Source organism: Streptomyces sp. SM1 (assembly GCF_002910825.1).
Taxonomy (GTDB): domain Bacteria; phylum Actinomycetota; class Actinomycetes; order Streptomycetales; family Streptomycetaceae; genus Streptomyces; species Streptomyces okerensis.
Genome location: NZ_NEUB01000055.1, coordinates 1 through 1,335, shown reverse-complemented (window position 1 = coordinate 1,335; position 1,335 = coordinate 1). Strand labels below are relative to the sequence as shown.

Annotated in this window: 2 protein-coding genes; one reads left to right on the top strand and one right to left on the bottom strand. The window is 73.3% G+C overall.

From position 1 onward, the window contains the following. Positions 1-128: 128 nt before the first annotated feature. Complete coding sequence (locus B9S61_RS01255) at positions 129-887, bottom strand: hypothetical protein (RefSeq protein WP_103540518.1); 759 nt, start codon at positions 885-887, stop codon at positions 129-131. Between the two features lie 69 nt (positions 888-956). Between B9S61_RS01255 and B9S61_RS01250 the strand changes: the two genes are divergently transcribed. Next, positions 957-1,335: adenosylcobinamide-GDP ribazoletransferase (locus B9S61_RS01250; RefSeq protein WP_146064666.1), on the top strand; the 379-nt coding region annotated here is incomplete at its 3' end.

Genomic DNA, 1,335 nt, shown 5'->3' with positions numbered 1-1,335 from the left:
CGTCCTCAAGGGGCCCTGCCCCTTTGACCCCGGACGTGCGGGTGGGTGGGTGGCTGCTCGCGCAGTTCCCCGCGCCCCTATGGGTCCGGGGGTGGCTGCTCGTGCGGGTCCCCGCGTTCTTTTCGGGTTCAGCCGCGTTCCAGGGGGTGGGGTGGGTCCGGTTTGCCGCCGAGCCAGTCTCCGAAGGCGCGCCGGGGCCCGGCCCACCTGCGGTCGTGGTGGTAGGCGCGCAGGACCGCCCGCGCACGCGCCCGGGGCCGCCGCCGGTAGAAGCGCCGCGCCCACAGCGACCCCGGCCGGGCCAGCCGCAGTGACCCGATCAGCGCCACCACCGGAATGATCACGCCGACCACGGCGGTGCGCGCCTTGCCCTTGCTCAGCGCGATCAGGGCGAAGAGGAAGTTCACTCCGATGCTCACGACGGCCCCCGCGCGGTTCTGGAGTTCCTCCTCGGAGAGGTCGTTGACGCCGAACGGCACGAAGCCGGCCAGCAGCAGCCCGACCAGCGCGGCGGTGAGGACGACCATCTCCACGCTCTTGCGTCCGGCCTCGCTCCAGTACACGTCGTCGAGGTGCAGGATGAGCGCGAACTCGTCGAGGACCAGCCCCGTCCCGATGCCGAAGATCACCGCGCTGAGCGCCGGACCGAAGCCGTGCCGGCCGCTCGCCACCGCGCCGAACCCGCCGATCACGGTGAGGACGACGCCGGGCACCACGTGGTGGATGTGCACCGACCCCGCCGTGACGTTGCCGAAGGGCCCCTTGCCGGCCCGGATCAGACGCGTGACGACCCGGGTGATCAGGAAGGTGAGGACGAAGGCGGCCAGCGCGAGGAGCAGCGGGAGCTTGCCCGGCTCGATAATGTTCCGGTCCCACCAATGTCCCATATGGGCACTTTATCCACAGCCGTCGAGGGTGCCCGGACGCCCACCGCGCGCTCCGGGTAATCTGCGCCGGTGCCCGCCCCCTCTCCCGAGCCCTCCGCCGAAGCCCCCGCCTCCGCCTCCGACGGCCTCCGCTTCGCCTTCGGCACGCTCACCGCGCTCCCGGTCACGGTCACCCGCTGGGACCGGCCGGCCGCGCGCGCCGGAATGCTGTGCGCTCCGGCGGTGGGCCTGGTGGCCGGCGCCCTGGCGGCCGGGGCCGGCCTCCTCCTGCTGCTCCTCGGTGCGGGCGCACTGCTCGCCGCCGTCGCGACCGTCGCCGTACCGGCCGTCCTGACCCGGGGTCTGCATCTCGACGGGCTCGCCGACACCGCGGACGGACTCGGCAGCGCCAAGCCCGCCGGGGACGCGTTGCGGATCATGAAGCAGTCCGACATCGGTCCGTTCGGGG

Bases quoted from the DNA above. Each gene is read 5' to 3' on its own strand.
- B9S61_RS01255 (WP_103540518.1), bottom strand. From the start codon at position 887: ATGGGACATTGGTGGGACCGGAACATTATCGAGCCGGGCAAGCTCCCG.